Below are 4,705 nucleotides of genomic sequence, written 5' to 3' on the forward strand. Positions count from 1 at the left end.
CGTACGTCGGCGACGGCAACAATATGACGCACTCGTGGCTCATGCTTGCCAGCAAGCTTGGATTTGAGCTGCGAGTAGCGACGCCCGTGGGCTACGAGGCCGATCCGCAGATACTGGCGCAGGCGCGAGAAAATGCTAAAATTTCAGGCGCCAAAATTTTAATAACGGACGATATAAAAGAAGCCGTAAGGGGCGCAAACGTCGTGACGACCGATACTTGGGTTTCGATGGGGCAAGAAGGCGAAAAGGAGCAAAGAATTCGCGATTTCGCGGGCTTTTGCGTGGATGAAAGCTTAATGGCTCTGGCTGAAAAAAACGCGATCTTTTTGCACTGCCTGCCGGCGTACCGCGGATACGAGGTGAGCGAGACCGTGTTTGAAGCGCACGCGGATGAAATTTTTGCAGAGGCGGAAAATCGCCTGCACGCGCAAAAGGGCGTTATGGTCTGGCTGGATCAAAGAAGGTAAATTTAGGAGAACGCATGGAAGAAAAAGATAAAGCGCTAAAAAAGATCGACAAAGCGAGCGAATTTTTCGGGCTGGATAGCTCGAAAAGGACGGTTTTTGAAATTTCGCAGGGCGAGGACAACGAGAAAAAACTCACTTTAAAAAGCGGCTCGTGGAGCGACGAGGAGCCGTGGTTCGGCATCGACGAAAATAACGAAGTGCACACGATGATCTCGATAAAATCGCTTGCAAATCTCATCGCCGCGACCAAAAACGCGATGCAGGAAAATTTTAATCTCAAGCTTGAGCGCTCGATTTTGCAGCATACGCCGGTGGATTTCGGCGACGCGTGGATCGTGTGTATGGACGAGATCAGAAGGCTAACGGGCGCAAATCCGAGTGCGAAAAGATTAAGCTTAGACGTCGATGCCGTCGTCTCGCGCGTAAAAAGCCTGCATCCAAACCTTTTTATTGATATCGAAGAGCTTATCAAAACTAAGGCGGACAGCCGTGAATAGTATAGACTTTGATGCTTACGCGAAATTTTCGCGCCCGGGGCCTCGCTACACGAGCTATCCGACCGCTTTGGAATTTAGCGAAAATTTCAGCTACGACGGGTATTTGAACGAGCTGAAAAATCAAAAAAGCTCTACGCCGCTGTCGCTTTACTTTCACATGCCGTTTTGCCGCTCCGCCTGTTATTTTTGCGGCTGCAACGTAATCTACACGGGCAAGCGCGACAAGATGGATCGGTATTTGGACTATATCGAGCGCGAAATGCAAATTTTAAGCGGCGTCGTGGACGGCTCGCGCCAGGTCGTGCAGATGCACTTCGGCGGCGGCACGCCTACATATTTTAGCGCCGAACAGCTCGCGCGCCACATAAAAAATATCAAAAAATATTTTACAAATTTTAGCTCTGAAGCCGAGATCAGCTGTGAGATCGATCCGCGATTTTTAAACGCCGAACAGCTCGACGTGCTTGTTTCAAACGGCTTTAACCGCATAAGCTATGGCGTGCAGGACTTTGATGAGCGCGTGCAAAAGGAGATCCACCGCATCCAGCCTTTCGAGCTTACGAGGGATGTCATAGCCATGGCGCGCGCGAGGGGGATAAAATCGATAAATATGGATCTGATCTACGGCCTTCCGTATCAGAGCCTAGCTAGCTTTAAGCGCACGCTGGAGCTTGCGCTTTCGCTTGATCCGGACCGCTTTGCAATCTTTAACTACGCGCACGTGCCGTGGATCAAAAAATCTATGCGTAAATTTGACGAGACGACACTGCCAGAACCCAAAGTAAAGCTTGAAATTTTAAAATTTACCCATGATTTTTTGAGCGCGAACGGATATGAGATGATCGGCATGGATCACTACTCAAAGCCTGCAGACGAGCTTCACGCCGCGCTTAAAAACGGCTCGCTGCACCGTAATTTTCAGGGCTACACGACCAAGGGCGGCGCCGATCTGATCGGTATCGGGCTAACTAGCATCGGCGAAGGAGCGCGCCACTACGCGCAAAATTTCAAAGATATGGATGCGTATGAAGCCGCGATCGATACGGGCAGGCTGCCGTATTGCAGGGGCATTTTGCTAAATGAAGAGGATCTGCTGCGCAAAGAGGTGATTATGGGGTTGATGAGTAATTTTTGCGTCGATATAGAGGCGATCGAGGAGAAATTTAAGATAAAATTTTTCGAGCATTTCGGCGCTAGCCTAAAGCAGCTTGAGGCGCTAAGGGATTTCGTGCAAGTCTCGCCGAATAGAATTTCGGTAACGCCCACCGGTACGCTTTTGATCCGCAATATCGCGATGTGCTTTGATGAGTATATGGGTAAAAATTTGGGCGAGAAGCGCTTTTCTAAAACCGTTTAAGCGGCGCGGCTATGAGTAAGGCAAAGCTTGGAGCGTTCGATTTTGCGGCACTTAGCGAGCGTTGCGTAAAATGTGGTAAATGTATCCAAGTCTGCACGGTTCATGGCATTAACGGCGATGAAGTAACGAGCCCGCGCGGATTTGTGGATCTTTTGGGCGCTTACGGCAGGAATGAACTAAAGCTTGATAAAAACACTAAGAAAATTTTTGAGAGCTGCTTTTTATGCACCAACTGCGTAGATATTTGCGGTGAGTCTTTGCCCATAGATACGGCGATTGAGAATATTCGCGCGCGCATTGCGGAGAAATTTGGCATCGCGTGGTACAAAAAAGCTGCGTTTTGGCTGCTCGGGCACCGCAAAGCGCTGGATCTAGCAGCAGCGCTTGGATACGTGTTTCTTAGCTGTGGCTTTAAGATGCGAAAAGATACGCAAAGCTCTATGTCGTCTAGATTTGACTTGCCACTACTTAAAAAAGAGCGCTTGTTGCCTGCTCCTGCGAAAAAGAGCTTTATGAACTCGTACGCAGAGCTTATCGACAACGGCGGCGAAAAAACTATCGGAATTTTTATAGGCTGCATGGCAAACTACGCTTACACGGGCGTAGGCGAGGCGGTTTTACATATCGCGCGAGCGCTAAAGCTAAACGTAAATTTGATGAAGGAACAAGCCTGTTGCGGCGCTCCTGCGTATTTTACGGGAGATTTTGCGGCGGTTGAACGCGTGGCAAAATTTAATATAGCATATTTCGAAAAAGTCATGCCTGCTCTTGATGCGATTATCGTGCCCGAGGCTACGTGCTCTGCGATGTTGCGGGTGGATTACGCGCATTTTTTTGAAAATGAGCCGCAATGGAAAGCCCGTGCGCAAAAGCTTGCGAGTAAAATTTTTATGGCGAGCGAATACTTTTATAAATTTACAAACTTAAGTGATCTTTTGATGCGCCGCGGCAAAAGGGCTTTAGCGATTACTTATCACGATCCGTGCCATGCCCGCAAAATGCAGGGTATTTGGAAAGAACCGCGCGGCTTGCTCGCTCAAAACTACGAAATAACTGAGATGAATGAGCCTAATAAATGCTGCGGATTTGGCGGCGTGACGATGCAAACCGAGCGCTACGAGCTCGCGCGCGCAGTGGGATTAGCTAAGGCGCGCGCAATGGCAGATCTGCCTGTGCGCGTAGTTTCTGCCGAGTGCAGTGCGTGCAGGATGCAGCTAAATAACTCGCTTTCTTTAAGTGGCTCGCAGATGAGGTGCGTAAATCCGCTGGAACTCATCGCTGAAGCGCTTGTGGGCGAGGAAAATTCCAATGGATAAATTTTGCGTTTTAGAAGCTCCTGCATTTCGCCGGCTTTTTACTCAATTCAAATCCTGGGGTAAAATTCTGTGCTTTTTAAATTTTGGTTTTTAAAAATTATGATGAAATTTTATCATTAGCTTGCAGAGGTTGTGGTCTACACTTTTAAGCTTTCGGATATATTAGCCTGAAGTGGCGTGCAGTGTGAACCCATAGGCTTTGCTGTTGCGGTGGGGTTGATTAATATGATTTTAAATACTAAAATTTTGTGGTTTATAATTTTTGTTGATGGATTTGCGCAAAATTTTAAGAAGTTGAATTGTAAGATGGATTTTAGCAGGAATTCTAATTTTAGGCGGTATTGTTTGAAATTCTATGGAATTTGTGCTGTGAGCAAATAGCTAGAATTTTGATTTATTGATTTGCGTGGATTTGCGTGGCGGAGCAGGCTTAAAGCGCGAATTTTAAATTTCGTAAAATTTAAGAATTAGTTACGTATGAGCTTCTTGCACTTCGCGGTTTTGGCGTTGGGGCAAAATTTCTTTCAAAAATGCCAAAGTGCACTATAAAATATATTCATAATTTTTAGCACGAGATATTTAGCAAAAAAGGCTAAGCTAGCGAGATCATGGATTTAAATTTAATTTTATTCTTGCTCTTTTGCGTCATCTTCAGAGTCCAGCTTTGCTTCTTCGATTAAGAGCCTGTTGGCTTCGGTAGCCTTTTTTATCTCGCTTAAGTTTTCTTCTATCTTATTTAGGCGCTTTTCAAGGGTATTTAGACGCTTTTCAGAGCGGGAGATAAAATAATAAATCAAATAAATCATAAAAACTATTATGATCCAAGGTACGATTTTCATATAAAATTCCTTAAAATTTAAAATCGGGCACATTATATCAAAAATTTTATGAAATTTTAAATCGGTTGTTTTAAGCCTTGACAAATGCGAATTTTTCGGCTATAATCAGCACTTCAATTTCAAAATGCTGGTGTAGCTCAGCTGGTAGAGCTACTGCCTTGTAAGCAGTGGGTCGGCGGTTCGATCCCGTCCACCAGCTCCATTTTTTGTAACAGTGTTTGACCAGATT

At 46.0% G+C, this 4,705-nt stretch carries 5 protein-coding genes and 1 tRNA gene; 5 read left to right on the plus strand and 1 reads right to left on the minus strand.

Features of this window, described 5'->3' with window-relative positions; all coding sequences use genetic code 11:
* The 4 genes from Q0256_RS05410 to Q0256_RS05425 form a co-directional block, all read left to right on the plus strand.
* Positions 1-467: ornithine carbamoyltransferase (locus Q0256_RS05410; RefSeq protein WP_367271941.1), on the plus strand; the 467-nt coding region annotated here is incomplete at its 5' end.
* A 14-nt stretch (positions 468-481) separates the two neighbouring features.
* On the plus strand, positions 482-964 hold the full coding sequence (locus Q0256_RS05415) for a DUF2603 domain-containing protein (RefSeq protein ID WP_297960854.1): 483 nt from the start codon (positions 482-484) through the stop codon (positions 962-964).
* The gene (gene hemN, locus Q0256_RS05420) at positions 957-2,321 is read left to right on the plus strand and encodes an oxygen-independent coproporphyrinogen III oxidase (RefSeq protein WP_297960857.1); all 1,365 of its coding nucleotides are present in this window, start codon (positions 957-959) and stop codon (positions 2,319-2,321) included. The genes Q0256_RS05415 and hemN overlap by 8 nt, the downstream gene beginning before the upstream one ends.
* Positions 2,322-2,332: 11 nt before the next feature.
* Complete coding sequence (locus Q0256_RS05425; protein ID WP_297960860.1) at positions 2,333-3,637, plus strand: (Fe-S)-binding protein; 1,305 nt, start codon at positions 2,333-2,335, stop codon at positions 3,635-3,637.
* A gap of 626 nt (positions 3,638-4,263) precedes the next feature.
* Here Q0256_RS05425 and Q0256_RS05430 read toward each other — a convergent pair.
* Positions 4,264-4,476, minus strand: a complete 213-nt coding sequence (locus tag Q0256_RS05430; protein WP_297882846.1) for a hypothetical protein — start codon at positions 4,474-4,476, stop codon at positions 4,264-4,266.
* Positions 4,477-4,602: 126 nt separating this feature from the next.
* Here Q0256_RS05430 and Q0256_RS05435 point away from each other — a divergent pair.
* Positions 4,603-4,678, plus strand: a tRNA-Thr gene (locus tag Q0256_RS05435).
* Positions 4,679-4,705: the final 27 nt, after the last annotated feature.

Source organism: uncultured Campylobacter sp. (assembly GCF_937949835.1).
Classification (GTDB): Bacteria; Campylobacterota; Campylobacteria; order Campylobacterales; family Campylobacteraceae; genus Campylobacter_B.

Coding starts and splice junctions, on each gene's coding strand:
- Q0256_RS05430 (WP_297882846.1), bottom strand. CDS start 4,476: ATGAAAATCGTACCTTGGATCATAATAGTTTTTATGATTTATTTGATT.
- Q0256_RS05415 (WP_297960854.1), top strand. CDS start 482: ATGGAAGAAAAAGATAAAGCGCTAAAAAAGATCGACAAAGCGAGCGAA.
- Q0256_RS05425 (WP_297960860.1), top strand. CDS start 2,333: ATGAGTAAGGCAAAGCTTGGAGCGTTCGATTTTGCGGCACTTAGCGAG.